This is a genomic window from Roseococcus sp. GW821-FHT12F05 (assembly GCF_058806835.1).
This window is the reverse complement of record NZ_JBXAQB010000002.1, coordinates 153,097-179,654: the sequence shown is the minus strand read 5'-3', so window position 1 is coordinate 179,654 and position 26,558 is coordinate 153,097. Positions and strand designations below refer to the sequence as shown.

Below are 26,558 nucleotides of genomic sequence, written 5' to 3'. Positions count from 1 at the left end.
CCGGAACGTGTAAGAGGCGCTGGAAGTTCGCCCGATTCTGTCGCCCGGGCTCAGGCCGCCGCCTCTTCCTTCATCTTCCGCGCCAGCCACTCGCCGATCATCACGCAGGTGAAATGGGTATTGGCCCGGCAGTCGTAGGGCATGATGGAGGCGTCGGCGACGCGCAGCCCCTCCAGCCCCTTCACCTTCAGGTCGGGGTCGACCACGCCGCGCGGGTCCTCATAGGCGGTCATCTTGCAGGTGCCGGCGGCGTGCTGCATGTCGTTGACCTGATCCAGCATCAGCGCGTCCAGCTCGGCGGTCGGCAGCGCGGCCACCTGGGCGATCGGCAGGCCGGATTCCCCGAAGCTGAACCCGTCGGCGATCCGTGTCAGGGCCGGCTGCGCGGCGAGCTCCGCCAGGCGCCGGACGGCATCGCGCATGCGGATCACGTCGCGATGGTCGGAGAGCATGTTCTCCTCGACGATGGGGTCGATGCGCGGATCGGCCGAGGCCAGCGTCAGCTCGCCGCGTGAGAAGACGTCGTAGATGCCCGCCGCGACGCCGCCCATCGGCCCCGGCAGGTCGCCCTGGCCGAGATAGCGATGGTTGAAGCCGATGAAGATCATGTCCCGGAAGCCGCCGCCGCCGAGGCCGGAGGTGTAAGTGACGCAGGAATTGGTGTGCCGCTGCTTCGGGTCCTTGGAGACGTATTCCGGCTTCAGCGCGAGGTTGGTGCGGCAGATCGCATGGTCGTGGAAGTGCTTGCCCACATGCGGCATGTCCGCGACCACGGGAATGCCCAGCGCGGACAGCTCCGCCGCCGGGCCGAGGCCGGAGCGCAGCAGGATCGCCGGCGAATGGATGGCGCCGGAGGAGAGCACGATCTCCCGCGCGCGGATCTCCTGCCACTCGCCGTCCAGCATCACGCGCACGGCCACCGCGCGGCCGTCCTCGACGACGATCTTCTCCACCAGCGCGCCGCCGCGGATGGTCAGGTTCGGACGATTGCGGGCCGGCTCCAGATAGCCGTCATTGGTCGTGACGCGCTCGAAGTTGCGGCTGTTGATGGGGTAGTTGGAGACGCCCTCCTTGTCCGGATCGTTCAGGTCCGGATTCCAGGGATAGCCGCAGGCCAGCGCCGCCTCGCGCAGCGCCTTGTCCACGGGGCCCCAGGTCTCGAGCGGCGCTCGGTAGACCGGGATCGGTCCGCCCTGGCCGTGATGCGGGACGCCGGTCATATCCGGATCGTCCTCGAGCTTGGCGAAGAGCGGGATGACCTCCTTCGCCGACCAGCCCTCGCAGCCGGATTCGGCCCAGGTGTCGAAGGCCTCGGCAACGCCCCAGATGGCGATCTGCGCGTTCACCGTGGAGGAGCCGCCGAGCGCCCGGCCGCGCCAGTAGTACTTTTCCGCCTGCGCCCGCGACCGACGGGTCATCAGCTCCGGCCATTGCCAGGCGAGCTGGTGCTGCCGGTCGTGCATGAAGGGGATGATGTTGCTGGAGCGCAGCGCGGGCGGCGCCTCGGAAGCGCGCCAGTCGCGCCCGGCCTCCAGCACCAGCACGTTGCGCTTCGGGTCCTCGGAGAGCCGGCCGGCCAGGGCGGCGCCGGAGGAACCGGCGCCGACCACGATCACGTCAAATTCGGTCATCAGGGCTTCTCGACATTCCAGAAGAGCGGGATGGCCGAGGGGATCATGTTTTGCAGCGTCGCGCGATAGGCGGCGGGCTGCGCGAACTGGCCCCAGGGCACGGCCATGCCGTTCTCGTAGACGATGCCCTGGATCTCGCCGGCGATGGCGCGGCGGGCCTCGGCCGTGGGCGCGCGGGCGAAGGCCTCGAAGAGCTCGTTCATGCGGGGCACGCACATGAAGCCGACCGTGCCGGTGTCCTGGCAGTTGAAGGCGATCACCGAATTGGTCAGCGGCGAGCCGAGGTCGACGTTCAGCGCGTGCACGCCATAGGCATGCCAGCCGTCGCGCCGGACGCGGCGGGCGAGCAGCGTGGCCCAGTCCGTCACCTGCGCGTCCACGTTGAAGCCGGCGCGGCGCATGCGGTCGGCCAGGATCTCCGTCGAGACCCGCGCGGCCTCGAGGTCGGAGGCGACCATCAGCACGATGGGCTCGTTGTTGTAGCGGGTGGCGCGGAGCGCGGTCCGCGCCGCCTCGATGGAGGGATCGGCCAGGGCGGAGACGCCGACATCGGATTCATTCGGGCCGCCGCAGGTGAAGAAAGCCGGGCAGGAGCGGGCATAGCGCGCATCCAGGCCGAAGCCTTGCATCACCTCGTTCTGGTCCACGAGGCGCAGCAGCACCGCGCGGATGGCGGGATCATTGAAGGGCGGCGCCGCATGGTTCAGCCGGAAGTGGCCGGTGAACATCTGCGGTCCGGTGAAGTTCAGCACGGTCAGGCGGCGATTGCGCTCGAATTGCGGCAGCAGGTCGAAGGGCGCGTACTGCATGTAGTCGACCTCGCCCGACTGCAGCGCGGCGGCGGCGGTGCCGGCATCGGGGACCACGCGGATGTCGAGCGCGTCGACCATCACGCGCTTGCCGCCGGCCAGGAAATCCGCGGGCTCGGCGCGCGGGACGTAGCGCGCGTTGCGGCGGAGCAGCATGCGGTCGCCGGGGCGGTGGTCGGCGCGCGAATAGACGAAGGGGCCGGAGCCGACGATCTCGGTGATGCGCTCGGTGCCGGGCGTGCGGGCGAGGCGCTCGGGCATGATGAAGGGCGTGGGCGAGGCCATGGTGCCCAGCGTCTCGATGACGAGGCCGTAGGGCTCCTTCAGCACCAGGCGGAAGGTCTTCGCGTCGACCGCATCGAGGCTGGCCGTGGCGGCCATGAGCCGCCCGCCGAGCGCCGCGCGGGTGGCCCAGCGCCGCAGCGAGGCGACGACGTCGGCCGAGGTGACGGGGCTGCCGTCGTGGAAGAGCAGCCCGTCGCGCAGCGTGAAGGTCCAGGTCAGCCCGTCGGGCGAGACCGTGTGGCTCGCCACCATCTGCGGCCGGTAGTTGAAGTTGCTGTCCGGCGCGTAGAGCGTGTCGAAGACCGCATAACCGAAGGTGCGCGTGATGTAGGCGCCGATGAAGTGCGGATCGAGCGTGACGATCTCGGCTTCGAGCACCACCGTGAGGTTCGCGGCCGGGGCGGGCCTCGGCGCCCCGGCGAGGCTGGCCAGAGCCAGCAAGAGGAACCCCAAACGCTTCATCGCCAGCACCCCGTTTTGTGACAGGGATGCTGCGATGCAGCATTATCTCATGTCAATGCTGCGGCCATCAGTCTGCCGACTTCAGCCCGCGCTCCACGATCCGCGCATAGAGCGCCGCGCCGAAGGGGATCGCCTCGTCGTTGAACATGTAGCGGGGGTTGTGCGGCATGGCGCCGTCGCCATTGCCGACCAGGATATAGGCACCCGGCACCTGCTCCATCATGAAGGAGAAGTCCTCCGACCCCATCGAGGGGGGCTTGCCACGCAGCACCTTGCCCTCGCCGACCAGCTCAGTGGCCGCCGCGACATAGGCGTCGGTGTGCTCGGCGGCGTTCACCGTCGGCGCGAAGATGAGGCGCCAGTCGAGCTCCGCCGTGCAGCCCAGGCCCGCCGCCACGCCCGCCACCACGCGCTTCAGCCCCTCCTCGATCTGCTCGCCCACCTTGCGGCTGAAGAAGCGCGCGGTGCCGGACATGGTCGCGGTCTCGGGGATGACGTTGTAGGCGTCGCCGCCGCCGATCTTGGTGATGCTGATGACAGCGGGATCGGCCGGGTTCAGGTTGCGCGCGACGATGGTCTGCGCGGCCGTCGCGATGTGGCAGGCCGCGATGACCGGATCCATCCCGGCATCCGGATGCGCGCCATGCGCGCCCTTGCCGGTCACGGTGATGTCGAAGAAGGCGCCGCCGGCCATGGCCGGCCCCTCGCTGATCGCGTACTCGCCGACGGGCATGCCGGGTCGGTTGTGCATCCCGTAGATGGCGTCGCAGGGGAAGCGGCTGAACAGGTCGTCCTGCAGCATGGCGAGCGCGCCGCCGCAGCCTTCCTCGCCGGGCTGGAAGATGAAGTTCACCGTGCCCTCGAAGTTCCGCGTCTCCGCGAGGTACTTCGCCGCACCCAGCAGCATGGTGGTGTGGCCGTCATGGCCGCAGGCATGCATGACGCCGCTCCTGGTGCTCTTGAAGGGGACGTCGTTCGCCTCCTCGATCGGCAGCGCGTCCATGTCGGCGCGCAGCCCGATGGCGCGGTTGCCCGGGCGGCCCCTGAGAACGCCAACCACGCCGGTCGTGCCCACGCCGCGATGCACCTCGACGCCGAAGGATTCCAACTGCTTCGCGACAATCTCGGCCGTGCGGTGCTCGGTCATGCCGAGCTCGGGATGGGCGTGCAGGTCGCGGCGGAGCTCCGTCAGCTCGGGGTGGTACTGGCTGATCTTCTCGAGCGGGGAGGGCATGCGGGCGGCGGCTCCTGAAGGGGCAAACCGCGATGCTAGGTGCCGCGATGGCGCCGGGCAACCGCGCCCGGCTCAGGCGGCGACGCGCGCCGTGTCCAGAAAATTCTTCAGCAGGGCGTGGCCGTGCTCGGAGGCGATGCTCTCCGGGTGGAACTGCACGCCGTGGATCGGCAGCTCGCGGTGCTGCAGGCCCATGATGAGTCCATCAGCCGTCTCGGCCGTGATCTCCAGCTCGGCCGGCAGGCTCGACCGCTCGACGACGAGCGAATGGTAGCGCGTGGCGTGGAAGGGCGAGGGCAGGCCGGCGAAGACGCCCTTGCCCTCATGCGTCACCTCCCAGACCTTGCCATGCACGGGGACGGGCGCGCGGATGACCTGGCCGCCGAACTGCTGCCCGATCGCCTGATGGCCGAGGCAGACGCCGAGCAGCGGCAGCTTCGCCTCGGCGGCCGCGGCGATGAGCGGCAGGCAGATGCCGGCTTCGTTCGGCGTGCAAGGGCCGGGCGAGAGCACCACCGCATCCGGCCGCATGGCGAAGACATCCTGCACGGAGAGCGCGTCGTTGCGCTTCACCACCGCTTCCACGCCCAGGTCGCCCAGGAAGTGGTAGAGGTTGAAGGTGAAGCTGTCGTAGTTGTCGATGAGCAGGAGCATACGGCAAAAATGGGCACCGGAGGCGCCCAGGGTCAAGCCGCTTCGCCTGGAGCGGAGAATTGCCCTTCCGGTAAAGTACAATGTGGGAAGGTGGCATGCGGGGGCGGCGAATGGTCATCGCCAGGGATAGGGGTATAATCCACGCGACTGGATCGTATTCTGGAGGAATTGCCATGCCTCATGATGGCCATCACAGCCACGACATTCCGCCCGACGGCTGGAAGCACAGCGGCGTCCGCGTCATCCGCGGCGACCAGCTCGACACCAACACGGCGCAGACGCCGGGCATGAACCGTGCGGCCGCCATCAATGCCGCGCGCGTCGGCGCCCAGAAGATCTGGGCGGGCACCGTCCACATCCACGCCGGTGCCAAGACCGGCGCGCATCATCACGGCGCGCTCGAGAGCGTGATCTATGTGGTGAGCGGCAAGGCGCGCATGCGCTGGGGCGAGAAGCTGGAATACGTCGCCGAGGCGGGCCCCGGCGACTTCATCTTCGTGCCGCCCTACGTGCCGCACCAGGAGATCAACGCCAGCGAGGCCGAGACCCTCGCCTGCGTGCTGGTGCGCAGCGACAACGAGGCCGTGGTGGTGAACCTCGACATCGAGCCGGTGGAGAAGCCGGAGGGCGTGGCCTGGGTGGATCCGATCCACAAGGCGTAATCGGCCTACTCGGGCGTGAGGCGGGCGGTGCGGATCACCTCGGCATAGGCCGCCGTGTCGCGCCGGATTCGCTCGGTCAGCGGGCCCGGCCCCTGTGCCAGCACGTCCAGGCCCATGTCGGCCATGCGCGCGCGCGTCGCGGGCCGGCCAATGGAGTCCAGCAGCGCGGCGGTCAGCGCGGCCTTCACCTCGGGCCGCGCGCCGGCCGGCATCACCACGCCGTACCAGGTGTCGGAGACGAGCTGCGGGAAGCCGAGCTCGCTGAAGGTGGGCAGGTCGGGCAGCAGGCGGTGGCGCGCGGGCGACACGATGCCGAGCGCGACCAGCCTTCCGTCGCGGATGCCCGGCAGCACGTCCGAGAGGTTGCCGAGCGTGTAGTCCACGCGGCCGGCGATGAGGTCCGTCAGCATGGGCGGGACGCCGCGATAGGGCACGTGCTCGGCGTTCAGCCCGGCCAGGAGCTTGAGCTGCTCCATGCCCATGTGCTGGCTCGTGCCCTGGCCGTTGCTTCCGAAGGAGAGGCCGCGGCCCGGCTGCTTCGCCTTGGCCAGGAAGCCCGCGAAATCCGCGGCGACCGAGGGGTGACAGACCAGGACGTGCGGCGTCTCCACCAGCAGCGCCAGCGGGTCGAAGTCGGTCTGCGCGTCATAGGGCTTCGGCTGGTGCAGCGACTGGTTCACCGTGAAGCTGTTGGCCACCATGATGATGGCCTGACCGTCCGGCGGCAGGATCTTCACCGCCTGCACCGCGACCAGCGTGCCGGCGCCTGGCCGGTTCTCCACCACCACGGTCTGGCCGAGGATCGGCGCCGCGCCCTCCGCCACCACGCGGCCCACGAGGTCGAAGCTGGAGCCGGGCGGGAAGGGCACGACGTAGCGGACCGGGGCCGAGGGCTTCCAGGTGGAGCTCTGGGCCAAGGCGGGGGTGGCGAGCAGGCCGGGCAGGGCCAGGACGGAACGGCGAAGCATCATAGTCTCCATCGACATTTCGCCCGGCGGTGGTCCGCCGGGCGTCATGCCGGGGCTAGCAAACCTCATGCCGTTTCAGTGGAGGCCGTTTCAGATGAGCGCGGCGTCCGGGGTGATCAGCAGCCGCCAGCCATTGGCGCGGGGGATCTCGGCGTGGTCGGCCTCGCTCTGGTGGATGCGGGCCCAGGGCACCTCGGCCTTCACGCGGCGCGCATTCTCGGCGTTGCGGCCGCCGGGCGTGTGGATCACCGCCAGCACGCTGCCCGGAGTCGCCCTGGCCCAGCGGATGACAGGTGCAGGATCGCGATAGAGCGCGTCGTAGCAGAAGACCTCGTCCACGCGGATGCCCTCGCGTGCCGCCTGGTCGAGCGCCCCCATCAGCCCGCCGCCGCCGCCCGAATGCGCGGTGAGGATCAGCTGGCCGGGGGGCGGAACGGGGCGGCCGATGCGTGCCGCCATCGCCTGCATGCCGGTCTCGAGCGCCGCGGCCAGCCCGCCGGGCGCCGAGAGCGCCGGCCAGTCGAAGGGGCCGGGCAGCCGGTCGCGGGGCCGGGGGCGGCCGCGCGGCAGCAGCGCCAGCGTCGCGCTGGGGCGGCCGGGCAGGCGGCTCCGCGCCTCCGGGATGGGCACGAGGTCGAGGCCTGAGCCCTCCATCACGTCGCGCAGGTCGAGCAGCCGCGGATCCATGTCGGAGAAGCCGTGGAAATGCAGCACGCGATCGAGCGGACCTTCGCGCGGGGCGTTCCAGCGCAGGATCAGGTCGGGGTTGTCGGCCGGCACGCCCATCTTGTGGGAGGCCAGCGCGGGCGTGTCGCTCAGCACGAGCTCGCCGCCCTCGGCGGCGGGTGCGGCGGCGATCAGGAGCGGCGCGGCCAGAAGCGCGCGCCGCGAGGGCATCAGCGGTCGCCCGCCGCGAAGCGGACGGCCTCGTCGGCCGCGCGGAACAGCGCCTTGGCCTTCTGGATGCACTCCTCGTGCTCGGCCTGCGGGTTGCTGTCGGCGACCACGCCGGCACCGGCCTGCACGTGCAGCGTGCCCTCCTTCACCAGCGCCGTGCGCAGCGCGATGCAGACGTCCATGTTGCCGTCCACGCCGAAATAGCCGACGCCGCCGGCATAGAGCCCGCGCCGCGAGGGCTCCAGCTCCTCGATGATCTCCATCGCCCGGACCTTGGGCGCGCCGGAGAGCGTGCCGGCCGGGAAGCCCGCCTGCAGCGCGTCCAGCGCCGTCAGCCCCGGCCGCAGTTTTCCCCGAACCTCGGAGGCGATGTGCATGACCTGGCTGTAGCGCTCGATGCGGAACTGCGCCGTCACCTTCACCGTACCGATGGCGGCCACGCGGCCGACATCGTTGCGCCCGAGGTCGAGCAGCATGAGGTGCTCGGCGCGCTCCTTCGGATCGGCGAGCAGCTCGACCTCCAGGGCGGCGTCCTCCTCTGGCGTCGCGCCGCGGCGGCGGGTGCCGGCGAGGGGGCGGATGGTGACCTCGCCGTCCTTGGCGCTCACCAGGATCTCGGGCGAGGCGCCGACGGTCGCGAAATTCCCGAAGTCGAAGAAGAACAGGTAGGGCGCCGGGTTGATCCGCCGGAGCGCGCGGTAGAGCGCGAAAGGCGGCAGCGCGAAGGGCGTCGAGAAGCGCTGGCTCGGCACGATCTGGAAGGCGTCGCCGGCGCGGATGTATTCCCGCGCGCGCTCCACGGCCGCCATGTACTCCTCGGGCGTGAAGTTGGAGCGCGGCGCCTGAGTCGGCGGCAGCTTCGCGGGCGGCGCGGGCCGGGGCAGGGGGCGCGACAGCGCGGCCTCCGCCTCGTCGAGCCGCGACTGCGCCAGTGCCCAGGCCGTGTCGGGATCCTGGCCCTTCTCGGCCCAGACCGGGGTGATAAGGGTCAACGCATCGCGCACATGATCGAAGACGGCGACGATGGTGGGGCGGATCATCACCGCCTCGGGGATGCCCAGCACGTCCGGATTGTCGGCCGGCAGCCGCTCCATCTGGCGCACCATGTCGTAGCCGAGATAGCCGAAGAGCCCCGCCGCGATGGGCGGCAGTCCCGCCGGCAGCGGCATGCGGATGGAGGCGATGCGGTCGGCCAGCGCCTCCAGCGGCGGCTTTTCCTCCGGCACGAAGGCGTGCGGCGCGCTGAGCGCGTGCGGGTTGCACTCCGCCACCCCATCGCGGCAGCGCCAGATCAGGTCGGGCGCGAGACCGATCGCGGAGTGGCGCCCGCGCGCCGCGCCACCCTCGACGCTCTCTAGCAGGAAGGCATAGGGCTTGCCCTCGGCAAGCTTCAGGAAGGTGCCGACCGGGGTCTCCAGATCGGCCACGCGCTCGCGCCACAGCAGCTGCGACTGACCCGATTCGAGGGTGGCGCGAAAGCTCGCGAAATCCGGTGAGGTCATGTCATTCCCCGCCCGCGATCTGGTCGAGCAGACGCGGGTTGATCCGCACGTTGGCGCGCGCGCGCAGCGCCGCCTGGTACTGGGCCTCGAGATCCTCGGCCATGGCCTGGGCCGTCTCGGAGCGCAGTGTGGTCAGCGCCTCGGCCTGGCCGGCGAGGTCGGGCGTCGTCACCGAGAGCAGCTGCATCACCGCGAAGGATTGCGGCCGCTCGACCATGGTCGCGTCACGCCCGCGCAGCTCGAAGACCGGGGCGAGCAGATCGCGCGGCATCGGGTTGGCGCCGCCGGCCTCGCGGCCGAAGGGGCCGAGCTCCTCGGCGGTCACGCCGGCCTCGGTCGCCGCCTCGGCCAGCGTCTTCCCGCCGCGTGTGGCGGCAAGCAGCGCGGCCGCGCGCTCCTCCTGGGAGTGCCGGCGCGCATCGGCGAGGTAGGCCAGCGTCACCTGCTCGCGGATCGTGTCGAGCGGGCGCAGCGCCGGGGCCTGGATGTCGCGGATCTCGACGGCCATGAAGCCCCACTCGCCCTCCTGCATGCGCGGCGCCGCGCCGCGCTCGGCGGTGAAGATGGCCCGCAGCGCGGCCGTCTTCGCGGCGGCCGCCACCGGCAGGTCCACTTCGGCGCCCTCGGGATTGCGGCCCGTGGCGTCGATCTTCCCCTCGAAATAGCCGAGCGAGAAGCGCTGCGCCGCTTCGGAGAGCGTGGCGCCCCCAGCCAGCGCGTCCTCGACCTGGCTTACCCGGTCGAAGGCCATGTCGGCCGCGCGCTCGGCCGCGATCTCCTGGCGCAGCTCGTCGCGCACCTCGTCCAGCGTCCGGATGTGGCCGGGTTCGACCTGGCCGAGCTTCAGCACGTGCCAGCCGAAGGCCGTGCGCACCGGCGCCGAGACCACGCCGGGCGCCAGCGCGAAGGCGGCGTCGACGAGTTCGGGCAACGGCAGGTCGGCGCGCGCGCTGAGCGGGAGGGTGGAGGCCATGCCGCCCGCCGCCTGGGCCGCAGCCTCGATGGCGGCGAAGTCGGGATCGGCGCGCCAGCGCTCGGCGATCGCGAGCGCGGCCGCCTCGTCGGGCATCACGGCCTGGAAGATCTCGCGCTTCTCCGGCGTCTCGTAGCGGGCGCGGTTGGCGGCATAGGCGTCCTCGATGTCGCGGTCGGAGACCTGAACCTCGCCCATGATCCGTGCGGCGTTGAGCGTCGCCACCGCCACGTCGCGGTATTCGGGGGTGGAGAAGCGGCTGGCGTTGTTCTCGTGGAAGCGCTCGAGCTGCGCCTGGGTCGGCGCCTCCGGCTCGGGGGCCGCGGAGAAGGGCAGCTCCACCAGCGTCGCCGTGCGCTGCTCCAGGTTCCAGCCGAGCAGCCGGTTGGCCAGGGCCTCCGGCGTCACGGCGCCGGCGCGGACGGCGCCGGTCAGCTGCTGGCGGGCGAGGTCGGCGCGCAGCAGGGTGAGGAAGCGCCCCTCGGTCAGGTCGTTGTTGCGCAGGAAGGCGTCGAACATGACGCGCGAGAAGCGGTTGTCGGGGCCCTGGAAGGCGGGGATCTGGAAGATGTAGTCCCGCGCGGCGTCGTCGGGCACGGCGATCCCCATGCGCTCGGCCTCCTGGCGGATCACGCGGTCGAGCACCAGCGCCTCGATCGCCTGTCCCGCCACGGCGCGGCGGATGGCGGCGTTGATCTCGATGCGGCCCTGGAGCTGCCGCTGGATGCGCTGCAGCTCGCGCCGGGCGGCGTCCTGCGCCTCCTCCACGTCGATGCTGTCGCTGCCCACGCGCGCGACGGCGGTGTCGCGCCCAATGTTGCGCAGCGTGTCCTCGATCCCCCAGGCCGCGAAGGAGAGGATCAGCACGATGAAGAGAGCCCTGGCGAACCAGGTGCCGGCCAGCCGGCGCATCCAGGTGAGCATGGCTCCGCGCATAGCCCTTTGCCGGGCGGTTGCCAAACGGGGCGGCGGAATGCTTGATCGGCGGGAGCCGAAGGACAGGGAGCCGATGACGCCAGGAATCCGACCGCTGATCGCGGGCAACTGGAAGATGCATGGAAACCTGCGCGAGGCCGTGCGCCTCGCCGAGGGTGTGCGCGAGGGGGTGGCGGGCGTGGACCTGCTGGTCTGCCCGCCCTTCCTGCACCTGCATCCGGTGGCGGTGGTGCTGCTCGGCAGCCGGGTGGCGGTGGGCGCGCAGGACTGCCACGCGGCGGCCAAAGGCGCCCATACCGGCGACGTGAGCGCGGCCATGGTGCGCGACACGGGGGCGACGCATGTGATCCTCGGCCATTCCGAGCGCCGGCAGAACCATGGCGAGACGGATGCCGTGGTGCTGGCCAAGACCGAGGCAGCGCTGGCCGCGGGGCTCATCCCCGTGGTCTGCGTCGGCGAGACGGAGGCTGAGCGGCTGGCCGGGCAGGCCGAGACGGTGGTGACGGCGCAGCTGGAGGGCTCCATCCCCTACGGCTTCGTGACCTCGGGCGGGATCGTGGCCTACGAGCCGGTCTGGGCCATCGGGACGGGACGGACGCCGACCGAGGAGGAGGTGGCCGCGATCCACGGGACCATGCGGCTGGCGCTGGTGGGGCGGTTCGGGCCGGCGGCGCAGACGACGCGGCTGCTGTATGGCGGGTCGGTGAAGCCGGGGAATGCGGCGGGGCTGTTCGCGCTGGAAGACGTGGACGGGGCGCTGGTGGGCGGCGCGAGCCTGGTGGCGGAGGACTTCCTGGCGATCGCGCGGGCGGTGCCGGAGTAGGAGCCGGCCGGCCGCGTCACAGATCGAGATGTTCGAGCAACTCTTCGAGCGGGTCCCGCAGGAACCCGTCGGCCTTGAGCATGACGAGGCCGTGGAGCTGGCCCCAGGCCACGAGGGCCCGGACCTTGGCCGGCGCATGGCCGGACGACGCGATGCGCTCGAGCAGCGGCTGGAAGCTGGCCTCCGCCGCCCGGTGCAGGGCGCTGCCGCTGTCCGAAGCCGGCACGAGGCGTGACGCGAACATCAGCCGATAGAGCTCGATGTTCCTCTCCGCGAAGCCGAAATAGGCGGCGGCCATGCGGCGGACCGCGCCGGCGCCGTCTCCCGCTTCGGCCGCCTCCAGCAGCGCCGCCGTGAACTCCTCGAAGCCCGCCGTCGCGACCGCGGCCAGCAGGTCCTCCCGGTCCGCGAAGTGACGGTAGGGGGCCGACTGCGCCACCCCGGCGCGGCGCGCGAGCGAGGCGAGCGACAGGTTCCCCGCGCCGTTCGCGCCGATCTCCGCGCGCGCCGCGTCGAGCAGCGTCCGCCGGAGGTCGCCGTGGTGGTAGTTCGGGCGCGGCTTCGTCGGTGTCTCGGCGGCTTTTGTCATGATGTGATGACGCATAACTTTTTCGTTGACCGAGGGTCAAGGCGGGCTTATGTGATGGTCATTCACATAGGAGCCGATCATGAGCATCACGAGCAAGCCCAGCGAATCCGCCGCGGCGGGAACGCCCTATCTCAGCGGCAATTTCGCGCCGGTCGAGGTCGAGACGACGGCCTTCGACCTGGAGGTCATTGGCCACGTGCCCGAGGCGCTGACCGGCCGCCTGCTGCGGATCGGCCCCAACCCGGCCGAGGCGCCCGACTCCCGGCACTACCACTGGTTCGTCGGCACCGGCATGGCGCACGGCCTCCGGCTGCGCGACGGCAAGGCTGAATGGTATCGGAGCCGCTTCGTGAAGAGCGCCGGCGCCGTGGCCGCGCTCGGCCAGGGGGCGATCCCGGGCCCGGGGCTCGGGACGCGCGACGGCTCGGTCAACACCAACTTCACCAGCGTCGGCGGCAAGCTCTGCGCGATCGTCGAGGCGGGCAGTCTGCCGGTCGAGCTCGACTACGAGTTGGAAAGCGTCGGCCGGTCGGATTTCGGCGGGACGCTGGAGGCCGGTTTCACCGCCCATCCCAAGCTCGATCCGGTCACGGGCGAGCAGCACGCGCTCACCTACGAGCCGGGGCAGCCGGTGCGCTATATCTCGCTCGGCCGCGACGGCCGCGCCACGACCAAGGCGCGCATCGACCTCCCCCATGTGCCGCTGATCCATGATGTGGCATTCACCGCCTCCTTCATCGTCGTGCCGGACCTGCCGGTCTCTTTCCAGCCTGAGCGCGGCCACACGGCTTTCCCTTGGCTCTGGGACGAGCGGCGGGATTCGCGGATCGGCCTGCTGCCGCGGGACGGCGACGTCGCGCGGATCCAGTGGTTCGAGGCGCCGCGCTGCTTCGTCTTTCATTTCGTCAATGCCTATGACGAGGGCGACCTCACGATCGTCGACCTCGTGCGGCACCCCCGCATGTTCGACCTCGACCAGAACGGCCCGAACGAGGGCGCACCCGTGCTCGTCCGCTGGACGCTCGACCGCCGCGCCGGCCGGCTGAGCGAGACCGGCCTCGACGACCACGGCAACGAGTTCCCGCGCATCAACGGGCGCCACGGCGGGCAGGCCTATCGCTTCGCCTACACCGCGCATTGGGGCGAACAGCTGCGTGTGGGGCCGGCGATGAAGCACGACATGGTGCGGGGGACGACCGAGGTGCACGACTACGGTGCGGGCCGGATGACGCTCGAGCCGGTCTTTGTGCGGCGGCCGGGCGCCGTCGCCGAGGATGACGGCTGGATCATGTCCTACGTCTATGACGGGAACCGCAACCTCAGCGACGTCGTCATCCTCGATGCGCAGGATTTCGGCGGCGACCCTGTCGCCACCATTCGCCTGCCGGTGCGCGTGCCCTTCGGCTTCCACGGCGGATGGGCGCCCGATGCCAATCTCGCCCCGCTCGTCGCCTGAATCCAACCCCGGCCCCAAAGCCGGGGCTTCCCCTGGAGCCACAGGGAGAGGCATGCGGCGCTCTTCCCTCCAGTGAGAACGTCGTCCTGGCCTGACGGCAGGCCGGGCCCGTCCGGTGGCCGGCCACCGGACCGGCTCGTGACGGGTGGGGCCGCGGTCTGCGTGTTCCGAGGGGGGGGCCTTACCGCCCTGTATAGACCGCCGCCTCGAACGCCTGGAACGTCTCCAACACGGCCGCATCCGCGAAGGGCAGCAGTTGCGTGAAGATCGCCCCCGTCACCCCCGATTCCGGGTCGATCCAGTAATAGGTGTTGAACAGCCCGCCCCAGGCCAGGCTGTTCGCCGCGCGCCGCCCCGGAACCGCCTCGGTGTTCATCAGAAACCCCAGCCCCCACTTCTTCCGCATTCCCGGGAAGAAATCCGCCAGATCGGCCCGCCCCGGCACCGAGCTCGCCGGCAGCGGCTGCACCTCCACCGCCCCGATGTGGTTCCGCCCCATCTCCGCCACGGTCTCCGGCGCCAGGATGCGCACCCCGTCCAGCGAGCCGCCGTTCAGCAGCATGCGCAGGAAGCGCAGGTAGTCCGGTCCCGTCCCGAACAGCCCTCCGCCGCCGCCTTCGACCTCGACCCGCTCCGGCGGCGAAAACTCCCGGTCCAGCGCGAGCACCCCATCCGGCCCGCGCTGGTGCCGCCCGACCATCCGTCCCCGCCACGTCGCCGGGACGGCGAATCCGGTATCCTCCATCCCGAGCGGCCCCAGAATGTGCTCGCGGAAATACGCCCCGAGGCTGCGGCCGGAGAGCGCCTCCACCACCTGGCCGACGAGATCCGTGTTGATCCCGTACTGCCACCGCGTCCCCGGATCGAACATCAGCGGCATGCCCTTCGCCGTGCGCGGGCCGCCCGAGAGCCCGGCCAACCGCATGTAGCGGTCCAGCAGCGGGTCCCAGTGGTCGTAGCCGTAGCCGGCGGTGTGGGTCAGGAGGTGCCGCAGCGTGACAGCGCCGCGCGCCGGGCGGAGCATCGGCTGTCCGGCCGCATCGAAACCCTCCAGCACCAGCGGGTCGCGCATCTCCGGCAGGATGGCGGCCATGGGGTCGTCGAGGCCGATGCGGCCCTCCTCCACCAGCTGCATGGCCGCGACGGAGGTGACGGCCTTGGTCATGGAGGCCAGCGCGAAGACCGTATCCTCGGTCATGGGCGTCGGATCGCCCAGGGACCGCACGCCATAGGCCCCCTCGAACACCGGCCCGTCCCGCGTCGCGGCAAGGGCGACCACCCCCGGCACGCGCCCCGATTCGACCGCGGCGCGGAGCGTGGCTTCGATCTCGGTCATGGCTGGCTGATCCCCCTGTCAACTCCCACTCTGGCCTTGGACGCGCCGAGGGGGTAGAGGGACGCCACCATGTCCACCATCCTCCTCATCGTCTTCCTGATCGTCACCCTGGCGCTGATCGGGGTCATCCTCGTGCAGCGCAGCGAGGGCGGCGGCCTCGGCATCGGCTCGTCCCAGGGGATGGGCAATTTCATGGGCGGCCGCGGCACCGCGAACCTGCTCACGCGCACCACGGCCATCCTGGGCACGATCTTCTTCGTGATGGCCCTGGGGCTGGCGCTGCTGCACCGCGGCACCTCGCAGCAGAGCCGCTCGATCCTCGACACCGCTCCCCCGCCGGCCCCCACGGCGCCGGCCGTGCCCGCGCTCCCAGCCGTTCCCACCAACTAGGAGCCCGTCCGAGCGGCCTGGCGGGTTGGTCCCGGCGGTCTTTTCCGCCGGCGGCGTTGGAGCTTTGTCCGGTGTCCCCGCATCCGGCCGGCGCTTCCCCGTCCGGGCCCCCAGCCGCTAGGCTGTCCGAACGGGCTCCAGCGACTCGGCCGGAGAATCCTGTCCGGCCTGAAACGCTTTGGCAGGGTTGCGCCGAAGGGGGGTTGTTCCGGCGCCGTCCGTATCGCTATGACGAACTCCCATGGCGCGGTTCGTATTCATCACCGGCGGCGTGGTCTCCTCGCTTGGCAAGGGCATCGCAGCGGCTTCCCTCGGGGCCCTTCTGCAGGCACGCGGCTACCGCGTCCGCCTGCGCAAGCTGGACCCCTATCTCAACGTCGATCCGGGAACTATGTCCCCGTATCAGCATGGCGAGGTCTTCGTGACCGATGACGGGGCGGAAACCGACCTCGATCTCGGCCACTACGAGCGCTTCACCGGCGTCCACGCCAACAAGGCGGACAACTGGACCACCGGGCGCCTCTATTCCGAGGTGATCGCGAAGGAGCGGCGCGGGGACTACCTCGGCGCCACCGTCCAGGTCATTCCCCACATCACCGACGCGATCAAGGAAGCGGTGGTCGCCGACACCGACAGCTACGACTTCGTGCTGGTCGAGATCGGCGGCACCGTCGGCGACATCGAGTCGCTGCCCTTTCTCGAGGCCGTCCGCCAGCTCGCCAACGAGCTCGGCCCGACGCGCAGCCTCTTCATCCACCTGACGCTGGTGCCCTACATCCCCTCGGCCGGCGAGCTGAAGACCAAGCCCACGCAGCATTCCGTGAAGGAGCTGCTGGGCATGGGCATCCAGCCGCAGATCCTGCTCTGCCGCTGCGACCGCCAGATCCCGGAGAACGAGCGCCGCAAGATCGCGCTCTTCTGCAACGTGCGGCCCGAGAGCGTGATCCCCGCCTACGACGCCAAGAGCATCTACGCCGTGCCCACGAGCTACCACCGCGAGGGGCTGGACCGCGAGGTGCTGCGGCACTTCAATCTCAGCATCTACGGCGAGCCCGGCATGACCCGCTGGGATAGCATCATGGAGCGCATCACCTCGCCCGAGGGCGAGGTGACCATCGCGGTGGTCGGCAAGTACACGGGGCTGCTCGATGCCTACAAGTCGCTGAACGAGGCGCTGGCCCATGGCGGCATCGCGCACAACATGCGCGTGAAGCTGGACTGGGTGGACAGCGAGATCTTCGAGAAGGAGCAGGGCGAGGTCGTCCGCCGGCTCGACGGCGTGCACGGAATCCTGGTGCCCGGCGGTTTCGGCGAGCGGGGCACGCAGGGCAAGATCGAGGCCGTGAAGTTCGCGCGGGAACGGAAAATCCCGTTCTTCGGGATCTGCTTCGGCATGCAGATGGCGGTCATCGAGGCGTCGCGGAACCTGCTCGACATCCCCGGCGCCTCCAGCACCGAGTTCGGCCCCTGCGCCGAGCCCGTGGTCGGCCTGCTGACCGAATGGGTGCGCGGCAACGAGCGCGAGACGCGCAACGAGGGTGGCGACCTCGGCGGCACCATGCGGCTGGGCGCCTATCCCGCGCTACTGGCCGAGGATTCGCTGGTGCGCGGCATCTACGGCAGCGCCCGCATCGAGGAGCGGCACCGCCACCGCTACGAGGTGAATGTCGGCTATCGCGAGCGGCTGGAGAAGGCCGGGCTGCGCTTCTCCGGCATGTCGCCCGACGGGATCCTGCCCGAGATCATCGAGTATCCGGACCATCCCTGGTTCGTCGGCGTGCAGTTCCATCCGGAGCTGAAGTCCAAGCCCTTCGCGCCGCACCCGCTCTTCGCGGGCTTCGTGGGGGCAGCGGTGCGGCAGGCGCGGCTGGTCTGAGCGGTCAGGCCTCGGGTGCGCAGTAGAGGCGGTAGAGCAGCTCCAGCAATGCGGTGATCTCCGGGCTGGCAAGCCGGTAGTGGATGGTCTGCCCCTCGCGCCGCGTCGCCACGAGGCCGAGGTCGCGCATCCGCGCGAGATGCTGCGACAGGGCGGAGGGGGCGAGGCCCACCAGTTCCGCCAGCCGGCCCACCGAGGTCTCGCCCTCCCGCAGGTGGCAGAGCGCCAGCAGGCGCTTGCCATGGGCCATGGAAGCGAGCAGCCGCGCGACCTGCTCGGCCTTGGCGGCCATCGCGGCGGCGGGGGCGTCGGGGGATGTCTTCATCTTTGATATTTTAGAATATGCGAATATAAGAAGGAAGGAATTCTCCGAGGAACCCCATGACCCCGGTCGCGACCGGCTTCACGCCCCTGGCCTCGCTCGTCGGCGGCGCGCTGATCGGCGCGGCGGCGGTGCTGCTGATGGCCGCCACCGGCCGCATCGCCGGGATCAGCGGCATCCTGTCGCGGCTCCTGCCGCCCTATGGCGATCGCGGCTTCGACGGCCGGCTCGCCTTCGTGCTCGGCCTCGTGCTGGCGCCGGTCCTGGCCTGGCTCGCGACCGGAAGCCTGCCGGCACCGACCATCGAGGCCGGGCCGGCGCTGCTGGTCGTCGCCGGGCTGCTAGTCGGCTTCGGCTCCGTCTGGGGCTACGGCTGCACCTCGGGCCACGGCGTCTGCGGGCTGGCGCGGCTGTCCGCCCGTTCGCTGATCGCGACGCTCGTCTTCATGGCGACGGCGGTGGCGACCGTCTTCCTCCTGCGGCACGGGGGCTGAGCCATGGCCGCCCTCGCCGCCTTCCTGGTGGGCCTCGTCTTCGGCCTCGGGCTGATCGTCTCCGGCATGTCCGATCCGGCCAAGGTCCTGGCCTTCCTGGACCTGGGCGCCATCCCCGCCGGCGGCTGGGATCCGAGCCTGGCCTTCGTCATGGCCGGGGCGGTCGCCGTGGCCTTCCTGGGCTTCCGGATGATCCGTCGGCTGCGGCGGCCGCTCTTCGGCGACGCCTTCCACTGGCCGGCCGCCACGGCCATCGAGGCGCGGATCCTCCTGGGGCCGGCGATCTTCGGGATCGGCTGGGGGCTGGCCGGCTTCTGTCCCGGGCCGGCCCTCACGGCCCTGGCCAGCGGCGGGACGAAGGCCGCGCTCTTCGTCCTGGCGATGCTGGCGGGCATGGCCGTCGCCCGCTGGCTCGCACGGCGCGCCTGAGGGGGGCCGCGCTCAGCCCCAGCCCTGGAAGGTGCTGAAGGCGGAGCGGTAGTGGTCGTCGCCGCGCTCCCACTCCGCCAGGCTGCGGCTGATGAGCGGGTTCCGCAGCATCAGCGTCGCGTGCCAGTCGAAGACATAGGTCTTGCCGTCGGCCGTATCGATGCCGGTGGCGGTGTGGTCGGCGAGCACGTGGTTGTCGCGCGAGGGGACGCGGCTCACGGGCCTCGCCGCCTTCACCCATTGCGGGATGCGCTTGCGCTGGATGGCCGCTGATATCGCCGCATCGGTCACGGCGGCGATGTTGGTGCAGGCCTGCTCCACGCCCTGCTTCTCCCAGTAGTCCTTGGCGTATTTCGTGGCATCGGGCTTCGCGCCGACCAGCTCGACGGCCTTGACCCCGACCCAGGCGGCGCCCTCGGCGCTCATGTTCACGAAGTTGCGCAGGCCGCCGGCACCGCGCTGCGCCAGGAAGAAGGGCGAGACCTCGGGGATGAAGCGACGGCATTCCGCGTCGTCGGCCACGACCTGGACGATCGCGGCCGCAATGGATCGCGGCATGGACTGGGCATAGGTCATGAAAGGATCCGGCTCCCTGATGTTCTGGAGCTGGACGCTATCGATACTCGAAATGCATTTCAAGGCATGCAACTATTGCGCGTGCGTATTGGCCTCGACAGTCCCGATCGCGCGGGCGGCGACGGCCGCCAGTAGAAGGCCGGCGACCCACCAGTATTGCCAGGCGCCGTAGCTGAGCATGGCGATGACGAGACCGGCGGCGAAGGCGCCGCAGGCCGCGGCCCCTTCGGCCCGGAGCGCCGCCATCGCCAGCAGCAGGGCCATCAGCACCGCGCCGACCGTGCCGAGCTCCAGCCAGACCTGCAGCGCAAGGTTGTGCGGATGCAGCGGCAGGAGCTGCGCGTAGGAGAACCAGTCGCTCTTCGCCGCCAGCCCGAAGGCCGCCAGCATGGCGGTATCCGGATGGCCGGTGCCGCCGGGGATGGCGCGGCTGCTGTCCATGCCCCAGCCGAGCAGCGGGCGTTGCGCGATGTGCTCGCTGACGAAGTCCCAGATCAGCAGCCGGTGCGCGGCCGATTCCGGCAGGCGGCCGGCATCGAGCGGCAGCACCGCCTGCACCATCCAGGGCAGCCCGATCACCACGGCCACGGCCAGAATCGCCAGCCCCCGGCGCGTCAGGCGCGGGAGAAACTGTCCTGCCAGGCCGGCCGCAAGCCCGGCCAGCACCGCGATCTTGGCGCTGTCGCCCGGCAGCATCAGCACCACGGCACCGCCGATCACGCCCAGCGCCACGCGCGGCCAGACCGGCAGCCGGGGCGCGAAGACGCCGAGCGGCAGCAGCAGCGCCAGGATGGCCGCCGCGTTCTTCAGTCCGAAGGAAAGGGTGACGTCCCAGGCCGGCAGCCCGCGCACCGCGCCCCGCAGCGCGTTCCCGCTCAAATGGTCGAAGCCTGCAGCGGCGATCCCGACCGCGACGCCGATCGCCGCGGCGCGGGCCAGAAGCGGCGAGGGCGCCTCGTGCCGCAGCGCATCCGCCGCCAGGATCGCGAGCGCGACGGAAAGGCCCAGTCGCGCCATCCCGTCCAGCGCGCGCCCCGCATCCGGCGCCCAGAGCGCCGAGACCGCCATCCAGCCCAGCAGGCCGATCGCCGGCCAGGCCACCGCCGGCACGCCGGAGGGCCGCCATCCCCGCAGCCAGCCCAGCACGACACAACCCGCCATGCCCGCCAGCGCGATCGGCGCCATCACCCGGTTCTGCAGCACCACCGCGAAGGGCGCGACGGCGAGCGCCGCCGCCAGCGCCCAATTCGGCGAGATCACACCGCGACGAGGCTCTCACGGCGGAGCTGCACCGAAAGCTCGTCCAGCGCCTTGCCGAACCGGTCGAGCATCTCGACGATCTCCTCCGCCGTGATGATCAGCGGCGGCGAGAAGGCGATGCCGTCGCCCGGCAGGGCCCGCATGATGAGCCCGTGGCCTTCGGCGATCTTCGAGAAGCGCGGCCCGATCTTCTGCGCGGGATCGAAGCTCTTCTTCGTGGCCTTGTCCGCCACCAGCTCGATCGCCCCGATCAGGCCAACGCCGCGGACCTCGCCCACCAGCGGATGGTCGGCGAAGCGGCTGCGCAGCCCGTCCTGCAGGACCGGCGCCACCTTCTTCACGTGACCGACGAGGTCCATCTCGTCGTAGATCTTCAGCGTCTCGACCGCGACGGCGGCCGGCACCGGATGGCCCGAATAGGTGAAGCCGTGGCCGAAAGTGCCGATGCTGTGCGAGCCGTCGGCCAGGCCCTGGTAGACCCGGTCGTTGATCATGACCGCCGAGATCGGCAGGAACGAGGCGCTGAGCGCCTTGGCGCAGGTCAGGATGTCCGGCTGGATGCCCATGGTCTGGCAGCCCCAGTACTCGCCGGTGCGGCCGAAGCCGCAGATGACCTCGTCGGCCACGAAGAGCACGTCGTGCTTCTTCAGCACGGCCTGGATCTTCTCGTAGTAGGTGGCGGGCGGCACGAGCACGCCGCCGGCGCCCATCACGGGCTCGGCGAAGAAGGCGGCGACCGTCTCCGGCCCCTGCTCCACGATGAGAGCGTCGAGCGCCTCGGCGCAACGGGTGGCGAACTGCTCCTCGGTCTCGCCCGGCAGGCCCTCGCGGTAGAAATGCGGCGTCATCGTGTGGAGGAAGCCCGGGAAGGGCAGGTCGAACAGCTTGTGGTTCGCCGGCAGGCCCGTCACCGAGGCGGCGGCGGCCGTGATGCCGTGGTAGCCCTTGAGGCGGCCGATGATCTTCTTCTTCTCGGGCCGGCCGACGGCGTTGTTGAAGTACCAGATCATCTTGATCGCGGTGTCGTTCGCCTCGGAGCCCGAGTTGCAGAAGAACACCTTGCTCATCGGGACCGGGGCCCGCTCGATCAGCATCTCCGCGAGGTCGATCGCCGGCTCGTGGCTGCGGCCGGTGAAGGCATGGTAGAAGGGCAGCTGCTTCATCTGCTTCGTAGCGGCCTCGACCAGCCGCTCGTTGTCGAAGCCCAGCGAGGCGCACCAGAGGCCCGCCACCGTCTCGATGTAGGAATTGCCCTGGTCGTCGAAGACCCGCACGCCCTTGCCGCGGGTGATCACCAGCGGACCGTTTTGCTCATGGGCGCGGGCATCCGTCATGGGATGCAGGAAATTCGCGATATCGCGGGCGGCATTGGAATTGCGCGGGGGAGTCATCGGGCCATCCTTGCAGAATCCTTGCACCCTACGCCTCCGGGGCCTGTCTTGGAACCCGAAGCCGACCGTGTCCCGCTTCGCGCGCTGCGCATTTCCGGGCATTCTGGCCGGCATGACCGAGATCAAGCCGCACGCCGCCCATTGGGGCTTCTTCGACGCGATCACCGAGAATGGCCGCCTGGTCGGCGTCCGCCCCTTCGCGCAGGACCCGGTGCCGGCGACGCTGATCGAATCCGTCCCCGCCACGGTCCATAGCGAGGCGCGGATCGACCGGCCCTATGTCCGCAAGGGCTGGCTCGAAGGCCGGCGCCGCGGCCATCTGCGCGGCGGCGATCCCTTCGTTCCCGTGAGCTGGGACCACGCGATCCGCCTCGTCGCCGAGGAGACCGCCCGCGTCCGGGCCGAGCACGGCGACGCCGCGATCTACGGCGGCTCCTACGGCTGGTCGAGCGCGGGGCGCTTCCACCATGCCAAGAGCCAGCTCCAGCGCTTCCTGGGCCTGGGCGGCGGCTACAGCTTCTCCGTGAACGCCTATTCCTATGCGACGGCGCAGGCGCTGATGCCGCACCTCATGGGCACCAACGAGGTCTTTCTCGGCCGCATGACGGACTGGGCGGCCATCGCCGAGAACGCGAAGCTGATGCTCTGCTTCGGCGGGCTGGCGGCGAAGAACGGCTATGTGACCTCGGGCAGCGCGGCCAACACCTACGGGCCGAACATGCGCGCGGCCGTCGCGGCGGGCGTTGTCATCGTGAACATCTCGCCCTACCGCGCCGACACCGAGGACGCGCTGGCGGCCGAGTTCGTGCCCATCCGCCCGAGCACCGACACGGCGCTGATCCTGGCGATGATCAACCACATCGTGAGAATCGGCCGCGAGGACCGCGCCTTCCTGGCCACCCATTGCGTGGGCTGGGACAGGCTGGAGCCGACGCTGGCGGACAAGACGCCCGAATGGGCCGCTGATATCACCGGCATCCCGGCCGCCACGATCCGCGAGCTGGCCGAGCGCTGCCTGGCCCAGCCGACCATGCTCACCGCCTCCTGGTCGCTGCAGCGCGCCGATTACGGCGAGCAGCCCTACTGGGCGCTGATCGCGCTGGCGGCCGCGCTCGGCAATATCGGCAAGCCGGGGCAGGGGGTGGCCTTCGGCTATGGCTCCTCCGGCGGCATCGGCAATCCGCGGAAGGAGATGCCGGGCATCTCGCTGCCGGCCTCGCGCAACCCGGTTAGCAGCTTCATCCCCGTCGGCCGCATCACCGAGCTGCTGGAGCGGCCCGGCGGCACGCTCGACTACAACGGCCGCAAGCTGCCGCTGCCCGACATCCGCATGGTCTGGTGGGCAGGGGGCAATCCCTTCCACCACCACCAGGACCTCAACCGCCTGCTGCGCGCCTGGGCGCGCCCCGAGACCATCGTGGTGCAGGAGCCCTGGTGGACCGCGCTGGCCCGCCATGCCGATATCGTGCTGCCGGCCACCACCACGCTCGAGCGCAACGACATCGGCCATTCCTCGCGCGACCGCTTCATCCGCGCGATGCACCAGGCGATCAGGCCCCTGGGCCTCGCCCGCAACGACCACGACATCCTGGCCGACCTCGCCGATGCCGGCGGCTTCCGCGACCGCTTCACCGAGCAGCGCGACGAGGGCGCCTGGCTGCGCCACCTCTACGGCCGCTGGCAGCAGGCCTGCGCCCGCATGGGCTTCGAGACGCCGGATTTCGATGCCTTCTGGGAATACGGCCACGTCGAGATGCCGCCCATCGGGAAGGGCGAGGCCTTCACGCAATTCGCAGATTTCCAGAAAGACCCGGAGACACATCCGCTCGACACGCCTTCGGGCAAGGTGGAGCTCTATTCCGAAACCATCGCCGGCTTCGGCCATGCCGACTGCCCGGGCCTGCCCACCTGGATTCCGCCGCGGGAATACCTCGGCAATGCCGCGCCGGACGAGCTGCACCTGCTGAGCTATCAGCCGCCGACCCGCCTGCACTCGCAGCTCGACCCAGGGCCGATCGCGGCCCGCGACAAGATCCAGGGCCGCGAGCCGCTCATCATCCACCCCGAGGACGCGAAGGCGCGCGGGCTGGAAGCCGGCCAGGTGGTCCGCGTCTTCAACACGCGCGGCGCCTGCCTCGCCGGTGTGCGCTGCGACGACCGCCTCGCGCGCGGCGTGGTCCTGCTGGCCACGGGCGCCTGGTTCGACCCGCTGGAGCCCGGCGTGCCTGGTAGCCTTTGCGTCCATGGCAACCCCAACGTCCTGACCGCCGATATCGGCACCTCGACGCTGACCCAGGGCCCCTCCGCGCAATCCTGCCTCGTCCGCATCGAGGCCTGGGAGGGGCTGCTGCCGCCCGTCCGCGCCCATGTCCCGCCCGCCATCGAGGAGATGCCGGCATGATTTCCCGTCGCAGCCTCCTCGCCGCGCCCGCGCTGCTTCCGGCCTTGGCGTCGGCTCAATCCGCCTTCCCCGTCCTGCAGGACGACAGCGTCGCCCCCGGCTTCCGCCGCGGCGTGCTGATGCGCTGGGGCGACCGCGTCACCTTCGACGCGCCCCCCTGGGACCCGCGCACCGTCGATGTCGAGGGCGCCGCCGCGCAGTTCGGCTGGGATGCGCGCCTCGCCGACATCGTCATCCCGCCGCTCGCCGCCGACCGCGTGCCGCGCGGCGTGCTGGCCATTGCGCATCCGACGGTCGAGGCCGCCATGGCCTTCCCCGGCGGGATCGACCGGCCCGAGGTCGCGGGCGCCATGCAGGGCGCCTCGCTGCTCAACGTGGAGCTCCAGGCCGGCCGCTGGATCGTGATCGACGGCGGCTTCCAGTCGCGCCGGCTGACGGCCTCCAACCTCTGCCGGGCCAGCGGCCCGCTCGCCACCGAGACGGGCGGCGCGCTGCGCGGGCTCATCGCCGTGACCGGCGGCTGCGCGACGCCCTGGGGCTCGCTGCTGCTCACCGAGGGCGACCCGAGGCCCTGGATCCAACGCCTCGGCCTCGGCCATCCCGAGGCCTATGGCTGGCTCGTGGAGCTCGACCCGCTCGACCCGCAATCCATCCCGGTGAAGCACACCGCGATCGGCCGCTTCCCCAAGGCCGATTCGGCGGCGGCGCTGGCGCGCAGCGGCCAGGCGGTGGTCTTCGTCGCCGAGCGCGGCTCGGGCGGCTACCTCTTCCGCTACCTCTCCTCCGGCCCCGCGGCCGGCGGCGCGCCGCTGGAGGGCGGGTCGCTTGCCGTCGCGCAGATCCGGGGCGGCAGCCTCACCTGGGTCCCGCTGGCCGACGCCTCCAACCCGCCGGAATCCGCGCGCGCGGCCGGCGGCACGCCCTTCGACACGCCCTCCGGCCTCGCCTGGGACACGACCGGCAACCGGCTGGTTTTCTGCGGCGGGCTGGGCGCCATGTCGCTCTTGCCGGACGGCGGCGATCCCGGCGCCGCGAGCATGTCCGTGCGCCGGCACGACACGAGCCGGCTCGGCGCCGTCCGCACCGTGTCCGTGGATGCGCGCGGCGGGCTGATGCTCGGCACGGACACGGATGGCGTGGTGGGCCCCACCGCGCAGACGCTCTGGCTGATGGACGATGCCGGCACGCGCCCGATCTACGGCGCGCCGCGCGCGGCCGGGATCGGCGGCGCGGCGGCCTCGCCGGACGGGCGCGTCATCTTCACCGTCGCACGCCGGCCGGGCGCCGAGCGGGGCGCCACCTTCGACCGGCCCTCCACGCGCTGGCCGGAATTCGAGCCGGGCGTGCCGCCGCGCTCGGCGCTGCTCTCGCTCGCGCGCGGATGAACCTCAGCGGCGGAAAGATCCTCGCCACCATCACGCCCTCGGGCAACACGGTGGTGGAGGCGGTCACGCAGGCGCTGCTGCGCGACCGGCTGGACGTGCTGCCCATCTTTTCCCGGATTCCCGTCCATGGCGGGCGCGATCCGTTTCCCGACAGCTACGACCTGGAAGCCATGCTCCGCGCCGCTGAGCTGCTGAGCCATGCGCGGCCGGACTTGATCCTTTGGAACGGCAGCAAAGGCGGCGTGATCGGCCTGCAGCACGACCGCGACCTCTGCGCGCGCATCACGGCGGCGACGGGCATCCCGTCCACCACCTCCGGTCTCGCGCTGGAGGCGGCGATGGCGCGCAGGCCCGTGCGCCTCGGCCTGGTCACGCCCTACAACGACGCCTACCAGCGCCGGCTGATGGACGCCTTTGCCTCGCGCGGCTGGCTCATCAGCGCCGAGGACCATCTCGGTCTCAGCGACAACCTCTCCTACGCCGGGGTCCCGCGCGCCGAGATCCTGGCCCAGGCCGGGCGCGTGGCGCCGCATTGCGACGTGCTGCTCGGCTGGTGCACCAATTATCCGCTGCCCGTCATCGGCGTGGAGTTCGGCGGCAGGCCAGTCTGGGACGCGACGGTGCTGGGCGTGCAGGCGGGGCTGGCGATGATGGCGGCGTAGCTCCGCCGGTATCGCCGGATGGCCGGAAAGCGTCAGCCGGAGGAAACGCCTTGCCCGATACGCAACCCGCCACCGAGCCGCCGGGCCTGCGCCGCAGCCTCGGCCCGATGCAGCTCTTCGCCTATACGCTCGGCGGCATGCTCGGCGCCGGCATC

24 protein-coding genes are annotated in these 26,558 nt (G+C 71.0%); 10 read left to right on the top strand and 14 right to left on the bottom strand.

Going from position 1 to position 26,558, the window contains the following annotated elements:
• Positions 1-50: 50 nt before the first annotated feature.
• The 4 genes from AC1ROY_RS05610 to AC1ROY_RS05595 all read right to left on the bottom strand — a co-directional run bounded on the left by AC1ROY_RS05610 (position 51) and on the right by AC1ROY_RS05595 (position 5,075).
• Positions 51-1,631, bottom strand: a complete 1,581-nt coding sequence (locus AC1ROY_RS05610; protein WP_493147607.1) for a GMC family oxidoreductase — start codon at positions 1,629-1,631, stop codon at positions 51-53.
• A complete protein-coding gene (locus tag AC1ROY_RS05605; RefSeq protein ID WP_493147606.1) occupies positions 1,631-3,187 on the bottom strand; it encodes an ABC transporter substrate-binding protein in 1,557 nt (518 codons plus the stop codon). The genes AC1ROY_RS05610 and AC1ROY_RS05605 overlap by 1 nt, the downstream gene beginning before the upstream one ends.
• A 67-nt stretch (positions 3,188-3,254) precedes the next feature.
• Positions 3,255-4,421 (bottom strand): M20 aminoacylase family protein, encoded by a 1,167-nt coding sequence (locus tag AC1ROY_RS05600; RefSeq protein ID WP_493147605.1) that lies wholly within the window; start codon positions 4,419-4,421, stop codon positions 3,255-3,257.
• A 72-nt stretch (positions 4,422-4,493) separates the two neighbouring features.
• Complete coding sequence (locus AC1ROY_RS05595; RefSeq protein ID WP_493147604.1) at positions 4,494-5,075, bottom strand: anthranilate synthase component II; 582 nt, start codon at positions 5,073-5,075, stop codon at positions 4,494-4,496.
• Between the two features lie 173 nt (positions 5,076-5,248).
• Here AC1ROY_RS05595 and AC1ROY_RS05590 point away from each other — a divergent pair, with 173 nt between their 5' ends.
• Positions 5,249-5,737 carry a cupin domain-containing protein gene (locus tag AC1ROY_RS05590; RefSeq protein WP_493147603.1) on the top strand — a complete coding sequence of 163 codons (489 nt, stop codon included), beginning with the start codon at positions 5,249-5,251 and terminating at the stop codon, positions 5,735-5,737.
• Between the two features lie 5 nt (positions 5,738-5,742).
• Here AC1ROY_RS05590 and AC1ROY_RS05585 read toward each other — a convergent pair whose 3' ends face one another.
• The 4 genes from AC1ROY_RS05585 to AC1ROY_RS05570 all read right to left on the bottom strand — a co-directional run bounded on the left by AC1ROY_RS05585 (position 5,743) and on the right by AC1ROY_RS05570 (position 11,001).
• Positions 5,743-6,705 (bottom strand): Bug family tripartite tricarboxylate transporter substrate binding protein, encoded by a 963-nt coding sequence (locus AC1ROY_RS05585; protein WP_493147602.1) that lies wholly within the window; start codon positions 6,703-6,705, stop codon positions 5,743-5,745.
• Positions 6,706-6,795: 90 nt separating this feature from the next.
• Positions 6,796-7,602: a hypothetical protein gene (locus tag AC1ROY_RS05580; protein ID WP_493147601.1), complete on the bottom strand. Its 807-nt coding sequence runs from the start codon at positions 7,600-7,602 to the stop codon at positions 6,796-6,798.
• Positions 7,602-9,104 (bottom strand): anthranilate synthase component I, encoded by a 1,503-nt coding sequence (gene trpE / locus AC1ROY_RS05575; RefSeq protein ID WP_493147600.1) that lies wholly within the window; start codon positions 9,102-9,104, stop codon positions 7,602-7,604. The genes AC1ROY_RS05580 and trpE overlap by 1 nt, the downstream gene beginning before the upstream one ends.
• 1 nt (position 9,105) lies before the next feature.
• Entirely contained in the window at positions 9,106-11,001 is a 1,896-nt protein-coding gene (locus AC1ROY_RS05570; protein ID WP_493147599.1) for a peptidylprolyl isomerase, read from the bottom strand.
• 97 nt (positions 11,002-11,098) lie between these two features.
• On the opposite strand from AC1ROY_RS05570, the gene tpiA reads away from it, so the two are divergent.
• The gene (gene tpiA / locus AC1ROY_RS05565) at positions 11,099-11,836 is read left to right on the top strand and encodes a triose-phosphate isomerase (RefSeq protein ID WP_493148358.1); all 738 of its coding nucleotides are present in this window, start codon (positions 11,099-11,101) and stop codon (positions 11,834-11,836) included.
• A 16-nt stretch (positions 11,837-11,852) separates the two neighbouring features.
• Here the strand turns inward: tpiA and AC1ROY_RS05560 are convergent, their stop codons facing one another.
• On the bottom strand, positions 11,853-12,425 hold the full coding sequence (locus tag AC1ROY_RS05560; RefSeq protein WP_493147598.1) for a TetR/AcrR family transcriptional regulator: 573 nt from the start codon (positions 12,423-12,425) through the stop codon (positions 11,853-11,855).
• 79 nt (positions 12,426-12,504) lie between these two features.
• Between AC1ROY_RS05560 and AC1ROY_RS05555 the strand changes: the two genes are divergently transcribed.
• On the top strand, positions 12,505-13,881 hold the full coding sequence (locus tag AC1ROY_RS05555) for a carotenoid oxygenase family protein (protein ID WP_493147597.1): 1,377 nt from the start codon (positions 12,505-12,507) through the stop codon (positions 13,879-13,881).
• Positions 13,882-14,062: 181 nt separating this feature from the next.
• Here AC1ROY_RS05555 and AC1ROY_RS05550 read toward each other — a convergent pair whose 3' ends face one another.
• Positions 14,063-15,217: a serine hydrolase domain-containing protein gene (locus AC1ROY_RS05550; protein WP_493147596.1), complete on the bottom strand. Its 1,155-nt coding sequence runs from the start codon at positions 15,215-15,217 to the stop codon at positions 14,063-14,065.
• A 69-nt stretch (positions 15,218-15,286) separates the two neighbouring features.
• Between AC1ROY_RS05550 and secG the strand changes: the two genes are divergently transcribed.
• Entirely contained in the window at positions 15,287-15,607 is a 321-nt protein-coding gene (gene secG / locus AC1ROY_RS05545; protein WP_493147595.1) for a preprotein translocase subunit SecG, read from the top strand.
• Positions 15,608-15,848: 241 nt separating this feature from the next.
• Entirely contained in the window at positions 15,849-17,483 is a 1,635-nt protein-coding gene (pyrG, locus tag AC1ROY_RS05540) for a CTP synthase (RefSeq protein WP_493147594.1), read from the top strand.
• A 4-nt stretch (positions 17,484-17,487) separates the two neighbouring features.
• Here pyrG and AC1ROY_RS05535 read toward each other — a convergent pair whose 3' ends face one another.
• Positions 17,488-17,808, bottom strand: a complete 321-nt coding sequence (locus tag AC1ROY_RS05535) for an ArsR/SmtB family transcription factor (RefSeq protein ID WP_493147593.1) — start codon at positions 17,806-17,808, stop codon at positions 17,488-17,490.
• Positions 17,809-17,864: 56 nt separating this feature from the next.
• On the opposite strand from AC1ROY_RS05535, the gene AC1ROY_RS05530 reads away from it, so the two are divergent.
• Positions 17,865-18,299: a YeeE/YedE family protein gene (locus AC1ROY_RS05530; RefSeq protein WP_493147592.1), complete on the top strand. Its 435-nt coding sequence runs from the start codon at positions 17,865-17,867 to the stop codon at positions 18,297-18,299.
• A gap of 3 nt (positions 18,300-18,302) precedes the next feature.
• Positions 18,303-18,728: a DUF6691 family protein gene (locus tag AC1ROY_RS05525; protein WP_493147591.1), complete on the top strand. Its 426-nt coding sequence runs from the start codon at positions 18,303-18,305 to the stop codon at positions 18,726-18,728.
• A 12-nt stretch (positions 18,729-18,740) separates the two neighbouring features.
• Here the strand turns inward: AC1ROY_RS05525 and AC1ROY_RS05520 are convergent, their stop codons facing one another.
• From AC1ROY_RS05520 to AC1ROY_RS05510, 3 genes are all read right to left on the bottom strand, one after another.
• Positions 18,741-19,304 (bottom strand): hypothetical protein, encoded by a 564-nt coding sequence (locus AC1ROY_RS05520; protein ID WP_493147590.1) that lies wholly within the window; start codon positions 19,302-19,304, stop codon positions 18,741-18,743.
• A 72-nt stretch (positions 19,305-19,376) separates the two neighbouring features.
• Positions 19,377-20,564, bottom strand: coding sequence for an O-antigen ligase family protein (locus AC1ROY_RS05515; RefSeq protein WP_493147589.1), 1,188 nt, complete (start codon positions 20,562-20,564; stop codon positions 19,377-19,379).
• A complete protein-coding gene (locus AC1ROY_RS05510) occupies positions 20,561-21,955 on the bottom strand; it encodes an aspartate aminotransferase family protein (RefSeq protein WP_493147588.1) in 1,395 nt (464 codons plus the stop codon). The genes AC1ROY_RS05515 and AC1ROY_RS05510 overlap by 4 nt, the downstream gene beginning before the upstream one ends.
• A gap of 112 nt (positions 21,956-22,067) precedes the next feature.
• On the opposite strand from AC1ROY_RS05510, the gene AC1ROY_RS05505 reads away from it, so the two are divergent.
• The 3 genes from AC1ROY_RS05505 to AC1ROY_RS05495 are packed head-to-tail and all read left to right on the top strand — an operon-like array spanning position 22,068 to position 26,403.
• On the top strand, positions 22,068-24,356 hold the full coding sequence (locus AC1ROY_RS05505; protein ID WP_493147587.1) for a molybdopterin-dependent oxidoreductase: 2,289 nt from the start codon (positions 22,068-22,070) through the stop codon (positions 24,354-24,356).
• Positions 24,353-25,741 (top strand): alkaline phosphatase PhoX, encoded by a 1,389-nt coding sequence (locus tag AC1ROY_RS05500; protein ID WP_493147586.1) that lies wholly within the window; start codon positions 24,353-24,355, stop codon positions 25,739-25,741. Before AC1ROY_RS05505 ends, AC1ROY_RS05500 begins: the two co-directional genes overlap by 4 nt.
• Entirely contained in the window at positions 25,738-26,403 is a 666-nt protein-coding gene (locus AC1ROY_RS05495) for a maleate cis-trans isomerase family protein (protein ID WP_493147585.1), read from the top strand. Before AC1ROY_RS05500 ends, AC1ROY_RS05495 begins: the two co-directional genes overlap by 4 nt.
• Positions 26,404-26,558 lie beyond the last annotated feature (155 nt).